General features: G+C 73.4%; 16 protein-coding genes. 13 read left to right on the top strand and 3 right to left on the bottom strand.

The window, feature by feature from the left end:
* The first annotated feature begins 76 nt into the window (after positions 1–76).
* Together Q6347_RS03405 and Q6347_RS03410 are read left to right on the top strand one after the other, a co-directional pair.
* Positions 77–622 (top strand): hypothetical protein, encoded by a 546-nt coding sequence (locus tag Q6347_RS03405; protein WP_304606687.1) that lies wholly within the window; start codon positions 77–79, stop codon positions 620–622.
* On the top strand, positions 619–2,190 hold the full coding sequence (locus Q6347_RS03410) for a methyltransferase (RefSeq protein WP_304606688.1): 1,572 nt from the start codon (positions 619–621) through the stop codon (positions 2,188–2,190). The genes Q6347_RS03405 and Q6347_RS03410 overlap by 4 nt, the downstream gene beginning before the upstream one ends.
* Before the next feature lie 17 nt (positions 2,191–2,207).
* Here the strand turns inward: Q6347_RS03410 and Q6347_RS03415 are convergent, their stop codons facing one another.
* Together Q6347_RS03415 and Q6347_RS03420 are read right to left on the bottom strand one after the other, a co-directional pair.
* On the bottom strand, positions 2,208–3,632 hold the full coding sequence (locus tag Q6347_RS03415; RefSeq protein ID WP_304606689.1) for a TrkH family potassium uptake protein: 1,425 nt from the start codon (positions 3,630–3,632) through the stop codon (positions 2,208–2,210).
* Positions 3,633–3,680: 48 nt separating this feature from the next.
* Entirely contained in the window at positions 3,681–4,442 is a 762-nt protein-coding gene (locus Q6347_RS03420; protein WP_304602657.1) for a S9 family peptidase, read from the bottom strand.
* A gap of 132 nt (positions 4,443–4,574) precedes the next feature.
* Between Q6347_RS03420 and Q6347_RS03425 the strand changes: the two genes are divergently transcribed.
* Genes Q6347_RS03425 through Q6347_RS03435 form a run of 3 tightly spaced genes read left to right on the top strand, consistent with a single transcriptional unit; the run spans position 4,575 to position 6,738 of the window.
* Positions 4,575–5,516 carry a LysR family transcriptional regulator gene (locus tag Q6347_RS03425; RefSeq protein WP_304606690.1) on the top strand — a complete coding sequence of 314 codons (942 nt, stop codon included), beginning with the start codon at positions 4,575–4,577 and terminating at the stop codon, positions 5,514–5,516.
* Between the two features lie 51 nt (positions 5,517–5,567).
* Complete coding sequence (locus tag Q6347_RS03430) at positions 5,568–6,362, top strand: CAP domain-containing protein (RefSeq protein WP_304602655.1); 795 nt, start codon at positions 5,568–5,570, stop codon at positions 6,360–6,362.
* A gap of 40 nt (positions 6,363–6,402) precedes the next feature.
* On the top strand, positions 6,403–6,738 hold the full coding sequence (locus Q6347_RS03435; protein ID WP_171246494.1) for a YnfA family protein: 336 nt from the start codon (positions 6,403–6,405) through the stop codon (positions 6,736–6,738).
* Positions 6,739–6,750: 12 nt separating this feature from the next.
* Here the strand turns inward: Q6347_RS03435 and Q6347_RS03440 are convergent, their stop codons facing one another.
* Entirely contained in the window at positions 6,751–7,410 is a 660-nt protein-coding gene (locus Q6347_RS03440) for a TetR/AcrR family transcriptional regulator (protein ID WP_304606691.1), read from the bottom strand.
* A gap of 98 nt (positions 7,411–7,508) precedes the next feature.
* Here Q6347_RS03440 and Q6347_RS03445 point away from each other — a divergent pair, with 98 nt between their 5' ends.
* The 8 genes from Q6347_RS03445 to topA all read left to right on the top strand — a co-directional run bounded on the left by Q6347_RS03445 (position 7,509) and on the right by topA (position 20,072).
* Complete coding sequence (locus Q6347_RS03445; RefSeq protein ID WP_304606692.1) at positions 7,509–10,139, top strand: glycoside hydrolase family 3 protein; 2,631 nt, start codon at positions 7,509–7,511, stop codon at positions 10,137–10,139.
* Complete coding sequence (locus Q6347_RS03450; protein ID WP_304602652.1) at positions 10,136–11,830, top strand: ABC transporter substrate-binding protein; 1,695 nt, start codon at positions 10,136–10,138, stop codon at positions 11,828–11,830. Before Q6347_RS03445 ends, Q6347_RS03450 begins: the two co-directional genes overlap by 4 nt.
* 50 nt (positions 11,831–11,880) lie before the next feature.
* Positions 11,881–12,960, top strand: coding sequence for an ABC transporter ATP-binding protein (locus Q6347_RS03455; protein ID WP_304602651.1), 1,080 nt, complete (start codon positions 11,881–11,883; stop codon positions 12,958–12,960).
* The gene (locus tag Q6347_RS03460) at positions 12,957–13,937 is read left to right on the top strand and encodes an ABC transporter permease (RefSeq protein WP_171246490.1); all 981 of its coding nucleotides are present in this window, start codon (positions 12,957–12,959) and stop codon (positions 13,935–13,937) included. The genes Q6347_RS03455 and Q6347_RS03460 overlap by 4 nt, the downstream gene beginning before the upstream one ends.
* A gap of 3 nt (positions 13,938–13,940) precedes the next feature.
* The gene (locus Q6347_RS03465; protein WP_304606693.1) at positions 13,941–14,987 is read left to right on the top strand and encodes an ABC transporter permease; all 1,047 of its coding nucleotides are present in this window, start codon (positions 13,941–13,943) and stop codon (positions 14,985–14,987) included.
* Positions 14,984–16,072, top strand: a complete 1,089-nt coding sequence (locus Q6347_RS03470; RefSeq protein WP_304602648.1) for an ABC transporter ATP-binding protein — start codon at positions 14,984–14,986, stop codon at positions 16,070–16,072. Before Q6347_RS03465 ends, Q6347_RS03470 begins: the two co-directional genes overlap by 4 nt.
* A gap of 74 nt (positions 16,073–16,146) precedes the next feature.
* Positions 16,147–17,142 carry a phosphatase PAP2 family protein gene (locus Q6347_RS03475; protein WP_304602647.1) on the top strand — a complete coding sequence of 332 codons (996 nt, stop codon included), beginning with the start codon at positions 16,147–16,149 and terminating at the stop codon, positions 17,140–17,142.
* Positions 17,143–17,294: 152 nt separating this feature from the next.
* Complete coding sequence (gene topA / locus Q6347_RS03480) at positions 17,295–20,072, top strand: type I DNA topoisomerase (protein ID WP_304602646.1); 2,778 nt, start codon at positions 17,295–17,297, stop codon at positions 20,070–20,072.
* Position 20,073 lies beyond the last annotated feature (1 nt).

Genomic DNA, 20,073 nt, shown 5'->3' on the forward strand with positions numbered 1-20,073 from the left:
GAAGGTCGCGCGCGCGGCGCCCACGCGCGGCGCGCCCGATTTCCGCACGGCCCCGGGCGTGGGTCACCATGGGTCGATGCTGACCATCCGTCGACGTTCCCGCCGAGCCGCCGCCACCGCCGCGGCGACGCTCGCGACCGTGCTGGCCGCCGGTGCCTGCAGCGGCGGCGAGGAGTCGGACGGGTCGGCGTCGGCCGAGCCCATGCCCGCCATCTCGATCGGTTCCGACCTCGTGATGAGCAACGGCGACGACGACGGCGACGACGAGTCCCCCGCGCCCTCCCCGTCGGTGGACGAGGAGTGCCTGGAGCTGCAGCAGGTCTGGGCGGACACCAACCGCGCCCTGGCCGGCATCGACGAGCAGCACCCCCGGGCGCTGGTGTCCGGCTTCCGGGAGGCCTACCGGGCGATCTCGTCGGTCGAGGCGCCCGACGTCGAGGGCTGGCCGGGGATGACCAGCTACCTGGACAGCGCCGTCGACGCGCTCGCCGACGTCGACACCGACGACGCCGACGAGGTCGCCTCCGTGATGACGCTGACCTTCTCGGAGGCCGACACCGCCCGAGCGGCCGTCGCCCACGACCAGGTGACCCAGTACCTCGACGGCGGGTGCCGCGGGTGACGGTTCCGTCGGCGTCCGGCGACCCGGCCGCGCTGCGGTCGGCGCTGGAGCGGGTGGACTACACCGTCGACGGGGTCGAGGACCTGCTCGGCCCGCTGGCCGCCGCGGCGCTGCACCGCGAGCAGACCGTCCCCGCGGACCGTGTGCTCGCCCGGCACGCGGCAGACCCGCGGGCGGCGCTGGCCCGGCTGTTCCTGCTCGGCCGGGAGGTCACGCGGGGTGCGATCGACGCGGCCCTGCCCGGCGTCGGCACCTCCGGCGCCCAGGCCCTGGGTCTGGTCGAGGCCGCGGGGTCGGGTGCCGCGGACGCGGTGCGGGCCCTCTGCGATCTGCGTCCCTACGCCGCCACGGACGCGGGCGGTCCTGTGCAGTGGTGGCTGGCCAGCGACCTCGGCGAGCTCGCGACCGGACGTCGGCTGGCCGCCGACCACGTGCTCGGTGCGGGCGGGGCGTCGACGACGCTCGCCCAGGTGACGGTCCGTACCCCGGTCTCGCGCGTGCTCGACCTCGGGACGGGGTGCGGCATCCAGGCGCTGCACGCGGCCCGGCACGCCGAGGCGGTGGTGGCCACCGACGTCTCGCAGCGCGCTCTGGGTTTCACGCGTTTCAACGCGGCGCTGAACGCCCCCGGGGCCGACCTCGACCTGCGGGCCGGCTCGATGCTGGACCCGGTGCGGGACGACCGCTTCGACCTGGTGGTGTCCAACCCGCCGTTCGTCATCACCCCGCACGCGGGCGCGGCAGGTGCCGTCGTCTCCGAGACGTTGGGCGCCTTCGAGTACCGCGACGGCGGTCGGGCCGGCGACGACCTCGTGCGCGACCTGATCACCGGCGTCGGCGAGGTGCTGTCCCCGGGCGGTGTGGCCCAGATGCTCGTCAACTGGGAGCGCCGTCGCGGCGAGCCCTGGACCGACCGGGTCGGGGCCTGGCTCGACGCGTCCGGTCTGGACGGCTGGGTGATCGAGCGGGAGCTGCTCGACCCCGCCGAGTACGCCGAGACCTGGATCCGCGACGGCGGCACGACGCCGGACCGGGAGCCCGAGGCCTGGGCCGCGGCCTACGGTGCCTGGCTGGACGACTTCGCCTCCCGGGACGTCGAGGGCGTCGGCTTCGGCCTCGTCACGCTCCGACGGCCCGCCGCCGACGACCGCCCGACGTTGCGGCGCCTGGAGGAGCACCACGGTGCGCTGCGGCAGCCGCTGGGCGGGCACGTCGCGGCGTCGTTGGCCGCGCACGACTGGCTGGCGGTGCGCTCGGACGCCGAGCTGGCCGCCGAGCGGCTCGTCGTGGCCGGCGACGTCACCGAGGAGCGGTACCTCACCCCGGGCGCGAGCGACCCGAACGTGGTGATCGTGCGCCAGGGCGACGGGCTGGGCCGCGGTGTCCAGGCGTCCACCGGCCTGGCGGCCTTCGTCGGTGTCTGCGACGGCGAGCTGACCGTCGGCCAGATCCTGGGCGCGCTCGGCGCCCTGCTCGAGGTGCCGGCGGACGACCTCGCCGCCGAGCTGCTGCCCGTCGTGCGCGACCTCGTGCGCGACGGGTTCCTGGCCCCGGCCCCCGCCGGCTGATCCGCCGCGACGGCCGGTCAGCCGATGACGACGGCGGACTCGGGCCGCCGGTAGAGCCGTCGGCGCTCGCGCAGCGCGAGCCCGGTGCCCAGCGTGATGGGGCCGAGGCGTCCCAGGAACATCAGCAGGGCCAGCAGGCACTGGTGCCACGGCTCCAGGTCGCCGGTGATGCCGGTGGACAGACCGGTGGTGCTCAGCGCCGAGACGACCTCGAACAGCACGCGGTCCAGCGGGACCACCTCCGGCGGCACCGTGACGGTGATGGCGAGGGTCGTGACGACGACGGCGGCCATCGCGACGAGCGCGACGGTCCCGGCCTGGCGCTGGGTGAAGGGGGCGAGCCGCCGGTCGAAGGCGGTCACGTCGGGGTCGCCGCGCAGCTCGGCCCACAGGACGACGGCCAGCACCGCCAGCGTGCCGACCTTCACCCCGCCGGCGGTGCCGCCGCTGCCGCCCCCGATGAACATCAGGATGTCGGTGAAGAACCACGACCCGTGGTTCAGGCCTTCGGTGTCGATGCTGTTGAACCCCGCCGTGCGCGGCATGACGGCCTGGGTGAAGGCGGCCAGCATCTTGCCGGGGACGTCCAGCGGGCCGAACGTGCGCGGGTTGGCCCACTCGACGGCCAGGAAGAACAGGGTGGCGACGGCCAGCAGCACGGCGGTCATGAGGAGCGTCAGGCGGGTGTGCACGCTCCAGCGCCCGGGGCGGCGCAGCAGCAGCACGGGGCGGTCGCCGGAGGTGGTGCGCCGGGTGAGCTCGACGAGCACCGGGAACCCGATGCCGCCGATGATCACCGCCGCGCTGATCGGCAGGCAGACCCAGGGGTCCGTGACGAACCGCATCAGCGAGTCGCCGTACAGCGAGAACCCGGCGTTGTTGAAGGCCGACACGGAGTGGAACAGGCCGGACCAGGTGGCGTGGGCGACGGACTCGCCGTAGCCGATGCGCAGCCGGAGCGTGATGACCGTCGCCACGAGCACCTCGGCGATCACGGTGAACTGCAGCGCGCCGATCATCACGCGGCGGACCTCGCCGAGCCCGATGGTGTGGGTCGACTCCGCGGCCACGAGCCGGGTGCGCAGCCCCATGCGCCGGGACAGCAGCAGCCCGAGCAGGCTGGCCACCGTCATCACGCCGAAGCCGCCGATCTGGATGAGGACGAGGATGACGGCCTGCCCGAACGGCGACCAGAAGGTCTCGGTGTCGACGACGACGAGCCCCGTCACGCAGGCGGCCGAGGTCGCGGTGAAGAACGCCTCGACGACCGAGGCGGTCCGCCCCGTCGCGGCGACGGGCAGGCTCAGCAGGAGGGTGCCGGCGGCGATGGCGCCGAGGAAGCCGGCGGCGACCACTCGCGCGGGCCGTCGGCGCAGGCTCGCCGGGGAGACCTCGGGGGAACGGCGGCGGTCGGCCAGGAGCCGCAGGATGCGTGACTGCACGAAGGACAACTGTGGCACCGTCCGGCCCGCCCCGCACCGGTCCGGTGGTCAGTCCTCGCGGAGGTACTGGTTCGCCCAGGCGCTGATGATCCGGGCGGCGCGCTGCGCCTGACCGGGTCGCGTGAGCAGGTGGTCGGACCCCTCGAGGGAGACGAAGCTGCGCGGGTGGCGGGCCGCGGCGAAGATCTTGCTCGCGTTCTCGATGCCCACGACCTGGTCGGTGGGCGAGTGCATGATCATCAGCGGGGTGTCGAGCTCGGAGATGCGGTGCTCCAGGTCGGCGTCCCGGACGTCCTCGACCATGCCGCGCTTGAGGTTGAGCCGCTTGCCGCCGACCTGCCAGACGGCGTTGCCCTCCTCCAGCACCTGGTCGACCAGGTCGTCGTAGTGGTTCTCGGCGTGGCTGGGGTCGAAGGGTGCGCACACGGAGGCCACCGCCCGGACGCCGGGGATCTCGGGCGCGGCGGCGATCGCGGCGGCGCCACCCCAGGAGTGGCCCACGAGCAGCTCGACCGGGGTGCCCCGGTCGGCCATGAACTCGGCGGCGCGCACGACGTCGGCGACCTTGATCGTGAAGGAGCCGTCGCCCCAGTCACCCTCGGAGTCGCCGAGACCGAGGTTGTCGAACCGCAGCATGCCGATGCCCTCGGCCGCGAGCTGCTTGGAGATGCGCGCTGCCGCCGGGGAGTCCTTGCCGAGCGTGAAGCCGTGGACGAACACGCCCCAGCCGCGCACCTCCCCCTCCGGCTCGTCGATGATGCCGGCCAGCATCGGTCCGGTGCTGCTCGCGAACGTCACGCGCTCCGCCATGATGACTCCTCCCGCCGTCGTGCGGCACCATTGCCCCAGGAGCCTATGTCGCCCGCGGCTGCGTCCGCCTGGTGACCAGGCACACTCCGCAGATCCATCCCCCCGACAGGATGCCCGGGATACCATCCCGGTATGGAGATCGACCTCCGCCACCTCCGGCTCGTGACCGTCGTCGCGGAGCACGGCAGCGTGACCCGCGCGGCCGCCGCGCTGGGGATGGCGCAACCTGCCCTGACCGCGCAGCTCAACCGGATCGACGACGCCCTCGGCGGCTCCGTGTTCGTCCGGGACCGCCGCGGTGCCCGGCCCACCCCGCTGGGCGATCTCGTCCTCCGGCACGCCCGCGTGCTCCTGCCGGCCATGGACGCGTTCGGCGAGGACGTGCGCCGCCACGTCAGCGGCCGGACCGACGTCGTGACCGCGCTCCGGGTGGGGACCGTCGCCACGGTGCTGGGCGGGATCTTCCTCAACCGGTTGCGCGCCGACCTGACCGGCATCGCGCTGACATCGTTCACGGCGTGGTCGGCGCAGGAGGCGACCCGGCGGCTCGCGGCCGGTGACCTCGACCTGGCGCTCGTCGGCGCCTGCGAGAACGAGGTGCTGCCCACCGACGGCGACGTGGTGTGGACCCGGCTGTTCACCGACCCGGTGTTCGTGCTGCTCTCCGACGCGCACCGGCTGGCCGACGACGAGGTCGTCCCGCTCGGCGAGCTGGCGGAGGAGTACTGGCTCTCGGCACCGGGGGAGGGGTGCTTCGAGCGGTGCTTCGTGGCGGCGTGCGTCCGGTCCGGCTTCACCCCGCGTGAGGTCAGCGAGACCGAGCGCGCCTCGGCCATCGAGCAGGTGCGGGACAACCACGCCGTCGCGCTGGTGCAGCCGCTGCTGCTCGACCAGCCGGGGGTGACGCCCGTGGCCCTCGAGGGCGAGCCTCTCGCCTGGACCCAGTACGTCGGCTGGCGTCGCGACGCCGAGAAGCGGTTCGACGTCGAGGCCGTGCGTGCGGCCGCGCACGAGGCCCACCGCCAGGCCGTCCGGCGCACCCCGGCCTACGAGCGGCATCTCGCGCAGCGCTGAGCTGCATCGACCCTGGGCATCGGCCCTGGCGACCGGTAGCGTGCGGCGGTGATGAGCCCTCGACATGCCGTGCCCTCGTGGCGTTCGCCCGTTCGGCTCGGTGTCCCGTTCGTCATCGGCCTGGGCCTGCTGGCCGTCCTGGCCGGGGTCGCCCCTGACGCGCTCCGGTCGGGTCCGGAACGAGCGGATCCCGCGGGATCGACCGCGGCGGCGCCGGCCGGGCCGTCGTTCGTCCGCCCCGTGGGTCCCCCCGGCGTGACGGACGCCGCAGGGCCGGGGGATCCGGGGCCGTCCCCGGACGTCGCCGCGAACCTCGGGCCGGCGATCGTCGTGGACGGCGAACGCTCGACGGAAGAGGTCGCCCCCGCGGTGCGGGTGCAGCCCGCCCCGTCGCCGACACCCGACCCCCGGGCGGCCTCGGAGAAGCCGGGGGGCGAGGGCTCCGGTCACGCGGACGGTGAGGGCCCGGCAGGCGCCGCGGCCGCCGCGGTGCTCGAGCTCGTCAACGCGGAGCGGGCGGACGCCGGGTGCGGACCGCTCCGGCAGGACCCCGAGCTCGACGCGCTCGCGACGGCGCACTCGCAGGACATGCGCGTGCGCGACTACTTCGACCACACCGACCCCGACGGTCTGACCCCCTGGGACCGGGCGGACGCCGCGGGCGTGAGCGGGCTGGCGGCCGAGAACATCGCCGTCGGTCAGCCGGACGCGGCGGCGGTCGTGCAGGCCTGGATGGACAGCCCCGGCCACCGGGCGAACATCCTCGAGTGCTCGCACACGCGTCACGGCCTCGGGAAGGAACCCGGCCAGGGCGGCCCGTGGTGGACCCAGGTCTTCGGCCGCTGAGAGCTCGCGCCCTCGGCCGCCGACGGCGGGAGACTGGATCATGACCGTGCTGAGATCCGTCGTCCTGTTCGTGGCCGCCGCCCTGTTCGAGATCGGCGGCGCCTGGTTGGTGTGGCAGGGCGTCCGCGAGCATCGGGGCTGGCTCTGGATCGGTGCGGGGGTGATCGCGCTCGGCCTGTACGGGTTCTTCGCGACGCTGCAGCCGGACGCCCACTTCGGCCGCATCCTGGCCGCCTACGGCGGGGTGTTCGTCGCCGGGTCGTTGGTCTGGGGGATGGCGGTCGACGGGTTCCGCCCGGACCGCTGGGACGTGATCGGCGCCCTCGTCTGCCTGGTCGGCGTCGCGGTGATCATGTACGCGCCACGCCCGGCCTGACGCGCGCGTCCGTCACGGTGCCCCGGGCGTCCCGGGGGAGTCCGGCAGCGGTTCGACCCCGGGCAGCACGGCCCGGAGGATCGCCTCGATCGCGAACGCGGTCGACTCAGCCAGGTCGACGACCTCCGGGTCGAGCAGCCACTGGGTCTGCAGTCCGTCCATCACCCCGATGACGGCGCTGGCCGCCCGGACGGCGTCCTGCTCCGCGAGGTCGATGCCGCGCTCGTCCGCGACGGTGCGCAGCGCCGACGCGATGTCCTCGCGCAGCACCCCGAAGCGGGTCCGTGCCCGGTCCGCGGCCGGGTGCCCGTCGGTGACGGCCTCGCCGGTCAGGACCGTGTAGGCCTGCACGATGCCGCGGCGGTCGGCGTTGCGGCGGGCCGTGGTGACCAGGTGCCGGAACAGCTCGAGCCCGCCGGGGATGTGCTGGCCCTCCAGGTGCTCGACGTCGACGCGGTCGCGGTACTCGAGCACCTCCCACAGCAGCCGGTCCTTGCTCCCGAAGTGGTGCAGCACCCCGGCGTGCGTGATGCCGACCTGCTCCGCGACCTCGGCGAGCGAGCCGGCGCGGTACCCCTTGGAGCCGAACACGCGGGCGGCGGCCGCCAGGATCTCCTCGCGCCGCTCGGCACGGGGGACGCGGCGGGACCGGGGAGGTGTGGCCTGGCTCATGACGTCACCATACTGTGATCCAATCCACTTACTAACAAGTAAGTAAGTATGGTTCACTGTGACGCGACGCACAGCCGCGCCGGAACAGGAGACATCGCGTGTCATCGCCGACCGCCCTCCCGACGACCGTCGGGACACCCACCGAGGAGACCGTCCTGGACGGGCTCCTCACCCGCCTGACCGCCGAGGAGAAGGTCTCCCTCGTCGTCGGTGCGGGCATGTGGTCGACCCGCGGGATCGAGCGCATCGGGCTCGCGCCCGTCGTCATGTCGGACGGCCCGGTCGGTGTGCGCCGGCCCGACGGCTCGTCCAGCTCCGCGATGCTGCCGGCCCCCTCCGCGCTCGCCGCCACCTGGGACGTCGCGGCGGCCCGCGGGGTGGGCCGCCTGTTCGCCGCCGAGGCCCGCCGCCACGGGGTGCACCTGGTCCTGGCACCCCAGGTGAACCTCCAGCGCACCCCCGTCGCCGGCCGGCACTTCGAGTGCTACAGCGAGGACCCGCACCTGACGGCCGAGGTCGCCGTCGCGGTCGTCACGGCCGCCCAGGAGGACGGCGTCGGCATGTGCGTCAAGCACTACGTCGCGAACGACTCCGAGACGGACCGCACCCGCTACCTCGCCCGGGTCGACCCCCGCACGCTGCGCGAGGTCTACCTGGCGCCGTTCGAACGGCTCGTCGTGGCGGGCGCGTGGAGCGTCATGGGCGCCTACAGCGGCGTCGACGACGGCACCACCGCCGCACAGGTGCTCGAGCACCGGCCGCTGCTGACCGGGGTGCTCAAGGACGAGTGGGGGTTCGACGGGCTCGTCGTCTCCGACTGGGTCGCCACCCGCTCCGTCGCGCCGGCAGTCCGCGGCGGGCTCGACCTGCAGATGCCCGGTCCCGACGGCGCCTGGGGCGACGGCCTGGGCGCGGCCCTCGAGACCGGGGCGGTCACCGAGGCCGACCTCGACGACAAGGTGCGACGTCTGCTGCGGCTCGCGCACCGGGTCGGCCGCCTCACGCCGCCCGGCGACGACGCCGCGGTCCCGGAAGGTCGAGCCTCGCGACCGGCCCCGGCGTTCGCCGTGCCCGAGGCGCGCGAGACGTTCCTGCGCGAGCTCGCCGGGCGCTCCACCGTCGTCCTGCAGGACCGCGCCGGGCTCCTGCCGCTGCCGGGCGTCGAGGACCGCGCGCCGCTGCGCGTGGCGCTGCTCGGGGCCGCCGCCGTCGAACCGTTCTTCCAGGGCGGGGGCTCCTCGTTCGTCGTCCCCGACCGGCTGTCCTACCCGGCCCCCGCGCTCGCCGAGGCGCTGCCGGAGGGGTCGCACCTCGACGTCGTGGCGGGGTCGCGGGCGCTGCGCAACCCGCCTCCCCTGGACCTGGACCGGTGCACGGACCCCGTCACCGGAGCACCGGGGATGCGTCTCGAGGTGCTCGACCGGACCGGTGCGGTGCGCCGTGCCGAGACGCGGACGCGGTGGGACGGCTGGATGACCGACCTGCACGCCGAGGACGTCACCGTGCGCCTGAGCGCACGGGTCGACGTGGCCGAGCAGGGTGTCCACGAGATCGGGGTCGGCACGGTCGGCGTGCACCGCGTCGTGCTGGACGGCCACGAGATCGCCGCCGGTGACGTCGTCGCCACCGAGGACGTCATCCTCGCCTCGGCCCACAACCACCCGGTCGCCGCCACGGCGCGGGTCACGGGGTCGTCCGCCGAGCTCGTCGCCGAGCTGCAGGTCGTCCACCCCGTCGGCTACGACCGGTTCGTCCGCGCCCAGCTCGTGCACCGGCGCCCCGGACCCTCCGCCGAGCAGGAGCTCGACGCCGCCGAGCAGGCCGCCCGCGCCGCCGACGTCGCCGTGGTCGTGGTGGGCACGACCCACGAGGTCGAGTCCGAGGGGTTCGACCGCACGGACCTCGGGCTGCCCGGCAACCAGGACGAGCTCGTCCGCCGCGTGGCGGCCGTGAACCCGCGCACCGTCGTCGTCGTCAACGCGGGCGCCCCCGTGCTCCTGCCCTGGCTCGCCGAGGTGCCCACGGTGCTGTGGGGCTGGCTGCCGGGGCAGGAGGCCGGGGCCGCGCTCGCCGACGTGCTCACGGGGGTCACCGAGCCGTCCGGCCGGCTGCCCTGGACCCTGCCGGCGCGCGCCGAGGACGTCCCGGTGCCGCACGCCGTGCCGGCCGACGGCGTCGTCGACTACACCGAGCGGCTCGACGTCGGCTACCGGGCCTGGGAGCGCCGGCGCGACACCGACGGCGCGGCCTCGCGCCCGGAGCCGGCCGCCCCCTTCGGGCACGGCCTCGGCTGGACCACGTGGTCGTACGAGGCGGCCGAGCTCCTCGACCCGCCCGTGGACCCCACGGCCGGTGCCGTGGTGCGGGTCCGCGTGCGCAACACCGGGCCGCGGTCGGGCCGGGAGGTCGTCCAGGTGTACGTCGAGCCGCCCGCCGGGACCGCCGTCCGTGACCCGGCCCGGCCCGTGCGCTGGCTCGGCGGGTTCGCCGTCGTCGACGTCGCGCCGGGCGGGACCGCCGAGGTCGACGTCACGGTCCCGCGCCGCGCACTGCAGACGTGGGACGCCCACGCGGGCTGGACCACGCCGTCGGGCACCTACCGGCTCGTGGCCGGCCGCTCCGTCCGTGACCTGCGGTGGCCCCTGGACGTCCCCGTCCACGGGGCCACCGACCGACCGTCCCCCCAGGAACGCTCCACCGAAGAACACGTGCAAGGAGGCACACCGTGAGAATCCGCAAGCTCTCCGCGTCGCTCGCCGGAGTCGCCGCCGTCGCTCTGCTGGCGACGGCGTGCGGCGGCGGTGGCGACACCGACACCAGCGCCGACACGGCCGACGACCAGACCGCCGCGGCCACCGGCGAGGTCCTGACCGTCGGCATGCCGAACGGGACCCAGACCGAGAACCAGTCGCCCTTCGCGACCGGCTCGGCCGCCCTGTCCCTCGGCTACGCCTTCGTCATCTACGAACCGCTGATGATGGCCAACGACGCCAAGCCCGCCGAGGAGCCGCAGCCCTGGCTCGCGGAGTCCATCGAGTGGAACGACGACTACACCCAGGCCGTCGTCACGCCGCGCGAGGGCGTCACCTGGTCCGACGGCGAGGCGTTCGACGCCGAGGACGTGGCCTTCTCGATCCAGCTCCGCCAGGATCACGAGGGGCTGAACACCTCGGCCCTGCCGATCGAGTCCGTCGAGTCCGACGGGACCACCGTCACCGTGACCTTCGGGTCCCCGCAGTACGTCAACACGGCCAAGCTCGCCGACATGCTCATCGTGCCCGAGCACCTGTGGGCGGACGTCGAGGACCCGACGACGTACACCAACACCGAACCGGTGGGCACCGGCCCGTACACCCTGGAGTCCTGGACCCCGCAGGCGGCGACCGTCGTGGCCCGCGACGACTACTGGGGCGGCGAGCTGTCCGTGCCGGAGATCCGCTACTCCTCGTACAACGACAACAACGCGCTGACCACGGCGCTCACCACCGGTGAGGCGCAGTGGGGCTGGACGTTCATCGCGGACTACGAGAACGTCTACATCGCCGCCGACCCGGAGCACTACCACCAGTACGCGGCGGCCGGGCTGGGCATCGACGCGCTCTTCGTCAACAACGAGGAGAAGCCGTTCGACGACGTCGCCTTCCGCCGGGCGCTCAACATGGCCCTGGACCGGCAGTCGATCACCGACGTCGCCACCTCCGGCGTCAACCCGCCCATCACCAGCGTCACCGGGCTGCCGCTGCCCGCCGGTGAGGAGTTCATCAGCGACGAGCTCGCCGGCGAGGAGCTGTCCGCGGACGTCGAGGGCGCCAAGCAGGTCCTCACCGACGCCGGGTACACCGGGGTGGGCGAGCAGCTCGTGGACCCCGACGGCGAGCCCGTCACCTTCGAGCTGACCAACCCGGCCGGCTGGAACGACTACCTCACCGCGCTCGACCTCATCAAGAACGCCGCGGCCGAGCTCGGCGCCGAGGCCACCGTCCAGCCCGCGAACGCGGACGGCTGGTTCGCCGACATCGTCCCGCCCGGCAACTTCGACGCCACGCTGCACTGGACCGACGGCGGCGCCACCCCCTGGGACCTGTACTCCAACATGATGGACGGTGCCCAGTACGAGCCGCTCGGTGAGCCGGCGTCGTGGAACTTCGGCCGCTACCGGAACGAGGACGTCACCGAGGCGCTCGCGACCTACGCCGCGACGACCGACGACGCCGAGCGCTCCGAGGCGCTGGCGACGATCCAGCAGCACTTCGTCGAGGACGTCCCCGCCATCGCCCTGTGGGCACGTCCGGCCACGGCGCAGTACTCGACCGTCAACTACGTCGGCTGGCCCTCGGAGGAGGACCCGTACAACCAGCCGCAGCCGACCGGTTCGCAGGCGCTGCAGATCCTGCTCGAGCTCGAGCCCGCGACGGACTGACCAGGACGTCGCGGTCCCGTCCCGCCGTCCCTTCCCACCCAGGTGACCGCATGAGTACCTCAGCAACCGACCCGTCCCCGGCCGCCACGGAGCGCGACGTCCCGGTCCTGCGCGCCGTCGGCCTGACCAAGCACTTCCCGGTCCGCGGCCGCCGCGGCGCCGTCGTCCACGCCGTGGACGACGTCGACCTCACGCTGCACCGCGGCGAGGTCGTCGCCCTGGTCGGCGAGTCCGGGTCCGGCAAGTCGACCATCGCCCGCCTGCTCGCCCAGCTGATGCCGCGCACCGCCGGGAGCCTCGAGCTGCACGGCCGGGACGCGACCGTGCGTCGTCGCCGAGGATTCCGGGCCTACGTCGGGCGCGTCCAGATGATCTTCCAGGACCCGTTCGGCTCGCTGAACCCGGTCCACACGGTGCGGTACACGCTCTCGCGCAGCGTGCGCATCCACCAGGGCAGGCTGCGCGGCGCCGAGCTGGAGACCGCGATCGAGCGGTTGCTCGAGCGGGTCCGGCTCAGCCCCACCGAGCGGTACATCGACAAGTTCCCGCACGAGCTCTCCGGGGGTCAGCGGCAGCGCGTCGCGATCGCCCGGGCCCTGGCCGCCGACCCCGAGGTGCTGCTGGCCGACGAGCCGATCTCGATGCTCGACGTCTCGATCCGGCTCGGCATCCTCAACCTCCTGCAGGACCTGCGCGACCGTCTCGACATCGCGATCCTCTACATCACGCACGACATCGCCTCGGCCCGCTACTTCGCCGACCGGACGGCCGTGATGTACGCCGGGCGGGTCGTGGAGACCGGTGACAGCGAGTCGGTCACCCAGGACCCGCGGCACCCGTACACCCAGCTGCTCATCGGCTCGGCGCCGGACCCGGACGACCTCGCGACCCGGGCCCACGGGGCTCGCGGCGAGGCCCCCAGCCTCGTCGACCCGCCCGCCGGGTGCCGGTTCCACCCCCGCTGCCCCTTCGCCACCGACGTGTGCCGCACCGAGACGCCGGCGCTGATCGAGGTCGCCGCGGGACGCGCGGTCGCCTGCTGGGGGTACGCGGACCGTGCCGACCGCCCGCGCCTCGGCGACGTCCTCGACGCCTACGGGCGGCGCACCGACGAAGGAGGGACCCCGTGAGGTTCGCCGTCCGCCGCACGATCTTCTACCTGATCACCGCGTGGGCCGCGGTGACCATCAACTTCCTCATCCCGCGTCTGATGCCGGGCGACCCGGTGACGGCCCTCATGGGGCGCATGCAGGGACGGATCGACTCCAACGCGGAGGAGTCCATCCGGGTCCTGTTCGGCCTCGACACCAGCTCCTCGATCTGGCAGCAGTACGTCGACTACTGGGGTCTGCTGCTGCGCGGCGACCTCGGGCTGTCGTTCACGTTCTTCCCGACGCCGGTCGCCGAGATCGTCCAGCAGGCGCTGCCGTGGACGATCGGGCTGGTGGGGATCGCCACGATCATCGCCTTCGTCCTCGGGACGTCGATCGGCGTCGCGATCGGGTGGCGCCGGGGCACCTGGGCGGACGCCCTGCTGCCGATCACGACCTTCTTCTCCGCGGTGCCGTACTTCTGGCTCGGCCTCATCGCGATCACCGTGTTCTCGGTGACGCTCGGCTGGTTCCCCTCCTCGGGCAGCTACGACCGCGGCATGGTGCCCGCGTGGTCGTGGGAGTTCGTGGGCTCGGTGATCTACTACGGCTTCCTGCCCGCGCTGACGGTGGTGCTGTCCTCGATCGCCGGCTGGATCCTCGGGATGCGCAACATGGTCGTCACGGTCTCCTCGGAGGACTACGTCACCGTCGCGCACGCCAAGGGCCTGCCGGAACGCACCGTGATGGTCGGCTACGCCGCGCGCAACGCGATCCTGCCGCAGGTCTCCAACTTCGCCCTGTCCCTCGGGTTCGTCGTCGGCGGCACCCTGATCATGGAGATGGTCTTCTCCTACCAGGGCATCGGCTACACGCTGTTCCAGGCGGTCAACACCCAGGACTACCCGCTGATGCAGGGCTGCTTCCTCGTCATCACGCTCGCCGTGCTCGGCGCGAACATCATCGCCGACTTCGTCTACGCCGCGCTCGACCCGCGCGCCCGTCAGGAGGGGTGACCCATGGCCCAGGACACGTCGCTGGTCGAGTCCGAGACCGTCGTCGAACCCGCCGTCGAACACCGGACGCGCGACCCGCGCCGACCGAAACGGTTCCTGTTCCTGCGCAACGGCAAGGCCCTCACCGGGATCGGCATCCTGCTCTTCTTCGGCGTCCTGGCCGTGGTCGGGCCGTGGATCGCCCCCTACGACCCCAACCAGGTCTCGGTGGACCTGCTGCAGCCGCCGTCGTGGACGCACTGGCTCGGCACCGACCACACGGGGCGGGACATCCTGTCCCAGATCGTCGTCGGTACCCGCGGGGTCCTCGTGGTCGGGCTCATCGCCGGGGTGTCGGCCACCGTGCTCGGCGTCGTCGTCGGCGTGACGGCAGGGTTCGTCGGCGGCGCCGGGGACGAGACGCTCTCGGCGCTGTCGAACGTGTTCCTCGTCATCCCGCAGCTGCCGCTGATCATCATCATCGCCGGCCAGCTCCCCACCGCCGGCGGCGTCACCGTCGCGCTCGTCATCGGGGCCACCGGCTGGGCGTGGGGCGCCCGGGTGATGCGCGCCCAGACGCTGTCGCTGCGCAAGCGCGACTTCGTCGAGGCGGCGCGGGCCAACGGCGAGCGCACCTGGCGCCTCGTGCTCGCCGAGGTGCTGCCCAACCTCACCGCGATCATCGCCGCCGGGTTCGTGGGCACCGTGACGTTCGCCGTCATGTCCCAGGTGACGTTGGCGTTCATCGGCATCACGCCCGTCTCCGACTGGAACTGGGGAACCATCCTGTTCTGGGCGCAGAACAACCTCGCGCTGCAGCGCGGCGCCTGGTGGTGGTTCGTCCCGGCGGGCCTCTGCATCGCCCTGCTCGGCATGGCGCTGACGCTGGTCAACTTCGGCATCGACGAGTTCGTCAACCCGCGCCTGCGCAGCACCGGGATGAACGCCCGCGTCCTGCGGCGCCGGCGCATCCGTCCGCGGATCGGCTTCACGCCGGTCCTGCGCACGCCACCGGGGGCACGACCCCGTGCCGGCGCCGCCGCCGGCCCGACCCGCAAGGAGCGCTCATGACCGCCTCGACCCTCGACGTGCCCGCCCCGACGGGGGCGGTCGGCGAGCCGGTGCTCGAGATCGAGAACCTCTCGGTCGACTACGGCTACGTCGACGACGCCACCCACGTGCTGCGGGACGTCTCGCTCACGCTGCACCGCGGCGAGGTCCTGGGCCTGGCCGGCGAGTCCGGCTGCGGCAAGTCGACCCTCGCCTACGCCGCGACCCGGTTGCTGCCGCCCCCCGGGCTCATCACCTCCGGCAGCGTGCACTTCACCGACCGGGACGGACGACGCACCGACGTGCTGCGCCAGAGCGACGCCGAGCTGCGCGCCTCGCGCTGGCGGGACACCGCGATCGTGTTCCAGGGGGCGATGAACTCGCTGAACCCCGTCTACCGCGTCGGCCGGCAGATCGCCGACGGCATCCTGGCGCACCGTCCGGGCATGCGCCGGCGGGAGGCCTGGGACCAGGCCGCGTCGCTGCTGGAGATGGTCGGGATCAACGCCGACCGGCTGCGCGACTTCCCGCACCAGCTCTCCGGCGGGATGCGTCAGCGGGTCATGATCGCCATGGCGCTCGCGCTGGACCCGCAGGTCCTCGTCATGGACGAGCCCACGACGGCGCTGGACGTCGTCATGCAGCGGCAGATCGTCGAGGAGATCGCCGACCTGCGGCAGCGTCTCGGCTTCTCCGTCGTCTTCATCACCCACGACGTGTCGTTGCTCATCGAGATCGCCGACCGCATCGCGATCATGTACGCGGGCGACATCGTCGAGGACGCCGGTGCCGAGGAGATCTACCGCCGGCCCCGGCACCCGTACTCGTCAGCCCTGCTGCACTCCTTCCCGCCCCTGCGGGGCGAGCGCCGGGAGCTGACGGGGATCCCCGGCGCCCCGCCCGACATGCACCGGCTGCCGCCGGGCTGCCCGTTCGCGCCCCGGTGCGCGCACGCGATGGACGTGTGCCGGGAGGTGCGGCCCGGTCTGACCGCCACGGCGCTCGGGGACCGGGGCGCGCAGGAAGCGGCGCGCCGCGTGGCCTGCCACCTGCACGACCCGGCGTCGGCCGGGGCCCACGGCCTGCCCCCGGACCTGTCCCGCTGACCGGACGCGCCGCCGTCCGGAGAGTGCACCGGCCGTCCACCGGAACACCACACGGACTGGTTATCCTGACCTGCATGAACGGCGACTTCCACGAGGTCCCGGTCGCGCCGCCCCGGCCGACGGGCGCGACGACCGCACAGGGATCGCGGCCGGTGGCGCAGGTCGCCGCACCTCCGCAGCCCGAGACCCGTCCGCTGGCCCAGGCCGCGGCGGCGGTGATCGCGCTCGTGGCCGCGCTCGGGGTCTGGCTCACGTACCGGGTGCTGGTCACGACCCTGCCCGGTCAGCAGCTCGACGACCTCGCCCGCGACGGCGCGCTCTACGGGCAGGACAGCCTGTGGCGGGTGGCCGAGCCCGTGCTCGACGTCGTGTCGGTGGCGTTCGTGGTGGCCGGGATCGGCGCCGCGATGCTGGTCGCGGTGGTCCGTCGACGGTGGGTCGTGGCGCTGCAGGTCGCGGCCCTGGTCGGCGGGGCCAACCTCACCACCCAGGTGCTGAAGCACTACCTGCTGACGCGCCCCGACCTGCTGCCGGGCTGGTACAGCGGCAACACGCTGCCCAGCGGGCACACCACGGTGGCGGCCTCCGTCTCGGTCGCGCTGCTCTTCGCCACCCCGCGGGCCTGGCGGGCCGTCGTCGCGCTGCTGGGTGCCTCGTACACGGCCGCGACGGGTGTGGCCACGCTCGTCGGGCAGTGGCACCGGCCGTCCGACGTCGTCGCGGCCCTGTTCGTCGTGCTCGCCTGGGGCGCCCTCGTGTGCGCCCTGACGCCGTCCTCGTCGCTCGACGTCGCCCCGCGCCGGCACCGACTGCCCACGGGCGAGGCCCGGCCGAACGCCTTGTCGTCGCCCGGTTCCTCCGTGGTCGCGGGACTCCTGCTCCTCAGCGCCCTGGTCGCCGGCACGGTGGCCCTCGCGGGCGGCGTGCGGCTCGTCGACGCCGCCAGCGTGCCCATCGGCGAGGACGTCACCGCCTACGCGGTCGGGGTCCTCGGCGTCCTCGCCGCCACCGCGGTGACGTTCGCGCTGCTCCTCCTGATGCGTCAGGCGACGGCACGACCGCGGGACTGAGCGCCGCCGCCCGGTGGTGGCCCTGTGGACCGCCGTGCGCCGGGCCGGGCGTGCCTCGGTAGAGTTCCGCCGTCGTCGAGCGTGTCGTACCGTGACAGGACGCGACGCTCCCGGCGCCGCGTCCCGCCATCACCGTCGGAAAGCAGGAACGGATGCCTCAGGCCCGCAAGCTCGTGATCGTCGAGTCCCCGACGAAGGCTCGCAAGATCCAGGGCTACCTCGGCGACGACTACGTCGTGGAGGCCAGCGTCGGCCACATCCGTGACCTCCCGCAGCCGTCCGAGCTGCCGGCGGAGATGAAGAAGGGGCCGTACAAGAAGTTCGCCGTCGACGTCGACAACGGCTTCGAGCCCTACTACGTCGTGCACGCCGACAAGAAGTCCAAGGTGCGGGAGCTGAAGGCCGCGCTGAAGGACGCCGACGAGCTGTACCTCGCCACGGACGAGGACCGCGAGGGCGAGGCCATCGCCTGGCACCTCATCGAGGAGCTCAAGCCCAAGGTGCCCGTCAAGCGGATGGTGTTCCACGAGATCACCCGCGAGGCCATCACCCGGGCGCTCGAGAACACCCGTGACCTGGACGACGACCTCGTCGACGCCCAGGAGACCCGCCGGATCCTCGACCGCCTCTACGGCTACGAGGTCTCGCCCGTCCTGTGGCGCAAGGTCCGCCAGGGCCTGTCCGCGGGCCGGGTGCAGTCCGTGGCCACGCGGCTGGTCGTCGAGCGCGAGCGGGACCGCATGGCGTTCGTCACCGCCGACTACTGGGACGTCACCGGCTCCTTCGCCCCCGAGTCCGGGGACGACGCCGGCCAGCTCTTCCGCGCCCGCCTGACCGGTCTGGACGGCGACCGGGTCGCGACGGGTCGCGACTTCGACGACCTGGGCCGCCTCAAGGTGCGCACCGGCGTCGTACACCTCGACGAGGCCGCCGCGGGGGCGGTCGTCGCCGGGCTCGACGAGGCGGCCTTCACGGTCCGGTCCCTGGAGACCAAACCGTACTCGCGCAAGCCCGCCGCGCCGTTCACCACCTCGACCCTGCAGCAGGAGGCGTCGCGCAAGCTGCGCATGGCCTCGCGGCAGACGATGCGCACCGCGCAGGCGCTGTACGAGAACGGCTACATCACCTACATGCGCACCGACTCGCCGGCGCTGTCCGCCGAGGCGACCGACGCCGCCCGGCGCCAGGCCGCCGAGCTGTACGGCTCCGAGTACGTGCCCGGTGCGCCGCGGCTGTACGCCTCGAAGAACAAGGGCGCGCAGGAGGCGCACGAGGCGATCCGTCCCGCGGGCGACTCCTTCCGCACCCCGGCGCAGGTGGCCGGTGAGATCTCGGGGGACCAGTTCAAGCTCTACGAGCTCATCTGGAAGCGGACCGTCGCCTCGCAGATGGCCGACGCCAAGGGGTCGACGGCGTCCGTCAGGCTGGGCGCCCGTCTCGGGGACGGCGCCGGTGACCGGGCCGGTCGCGACGCCGTCTTCTCGGCGTCGGGCACGGTCATCACCTTCCGCGGTTTCCTCGCCGCCTACGAGGAGTCGACGGACGTCGAGACCCCTGAGGGCGGCGGCTCCGCGCCCGCCGGCCCCAAGGAGAGCCGGCTGCCGCGCATGGCCGAGGGCGACGCCCTGGCAGGGACGGAGATCGCGGCCGAGGGGCACTCGACGAGCCCGCCCGCGCGCTACACGGAGGCGTCCCTGGTCAAGGCGCTCGAGGAGCTCGGGATCGGGCGCCCGTCCACCTACGCGGCGACGATCTCGACGATCCAGGACCGCGGCTACGTGCGCACCAAGGGCCAGGCCATGGTGCCCACGTGGCTGGCCTTCGCCGTCGTGCGGTTGCTGGAGGAGCATTTCGCCCGGCTCATCGACTACGACTTCACCGCCGAGATGGAGGCCGACCTCGACCAGATCGCGTCCGGTGACCGGGAGCGCCTGGCCTGGCTGACGCGGTTCTACTTCGGGGACGGCTCCGGCGGCGACGAGCAGTGGGGCCTGCGCGACCTGGTGGAGAACCTCGGGGAGATCGACCCCGTGGTCATCAACTCGGTCGAGATCGGCGAGGGCATCCGGGTCCGGGTCGGTCGGTACGGGCCGTACCTGGAGGACCTGCGGGCGGAGCCGGGGAAGGACGGCAAGGCGCCGCGGGCCTCGGTGCCCGACGACGTGGCCCCGGACGAGCTGACGGTCGAGAAGGCGCGTGAGCTGCTCAAGGCCGGTGCCGACGACGGGCGCGTGCTCGGTGTCGACCCGGAGTCGGGCCACGAGATCGTGGCGAAGAACGGCCGCTTCGGACCGTTCGTCACCGAGAAGCTCGACCTGCCCGAGATCGACCCGAACCTCTCCCAGGCAGCCCAGAAGAAGGCGAAGGCCGCCCAGCCCAAGCCCCGCACCGGGTCGCTGCTGAAGACCATGTCGTTGGACACGGTGACGCTGGAGGACGCGCTGCGGATCCTGTCGCTGCCGCGCGTGGTGGGCACCGACCCGGAGACCGAGGAGGAGATCACCGCGCAGAACGGCCGGTACGGGCCGTACCTCAAGCGGGGCACGGACTCGCGGTCCATCGAGTCCGAGGAGCAGCTCTTCACGATCACCCTCGACGAGGCGCTGAAGGTCTTCGCCCAGCCGAAGCGTGGCCGGGGCCGGACGGCGACCCCGCCGCTGCGCGAGCTCGGCGACGACCCGACCAGCGGCAAGCCGATCGTGGTCAAGGACGGGCGGTTCGGTCCGTACGTGACCGACGGCGAGACCAACCGGACGCTCCCGCGGGACGCCACCCCGGAGTCGATCACGGCCGAGCGGGCCATCGAGCTGCTCGCCGAGAAGCGGGCCCAGGGGCCGAAGAAGCGCAGCACGTCGGCCAAGAAGTCGACCGCGAAGAAGCCGGCCGCGAAGAAGACGACCGCGAAGAAGTCGTCGACGACCAAGAAGTAGC

The sequence above is a fragment of the Isoptericola sp. b408 genome (assembly GCF_030588085.1).
Taxonomy (GTDB): domain Bacteria; phylum Actinomycetota; class Actinomycetes; order Actinomycetales; family Cellulomonadaceae; genus Isoptericola; species Isoptericola sediminis.